Annotated in this window: 1 protein-coding gene; it reads right to left on the bottom strand. The window is 60.3% G+C overall.

Annotated elements, in window-relative coordinates; genetic code table 11:
• Positions 1 to 325: hypothetical protein (locus H6M51_RS24395; RefSeq protein ID WP_185812332.1), on the bottom strand; the 325-nt coding region annotated here is incomplete at both ends.

The raw sequence follows: 325 nt of genomic DNA, 5'->3' as shown, positions 1-325 counted from the left end.
GGTAATCGAGCCTCCCGCCCTCCAGGTTGATGTCAGCCGCGATCGCAATCTCGCCCGGAACACCTTTCGCATCTTCGAAGATTGCAACGACGGGGTAGTCACGCCGCAGCGCATTGAGGAGCCGCCGCTGCAGATTGCCGCCTGCCACACGACGCAAGAGGTGTCCAAGCAGCAGAACGTAGGTTCTCCCTGGGCCTTCATCGCCGGCGATGGTCGTGTCGTCATAGACATACTCACCATCGAGACCTTTGAGATCGCCACCGGGTACAAAGCCCGGAACTTCGATCAGCCGTCGGATTGCCGATTCGAAGCCGATGATCGGCGC

Origin of the sequence: Rhizobium sp. AQ_MP (genome assembly GCF_014237835.1) — a bacterium.
Taxonomy (GTDB): domain Bacteria; phylum Pseudomonadota; class Alphaproteobacteria; order Rhizobiales; family Rhizobiaceae; genus Allorhizobium.
Note: the sequence above shows the minus strand (reverse complement) of the source record. Positions and strands in the feature narration are given on the sequence as shown.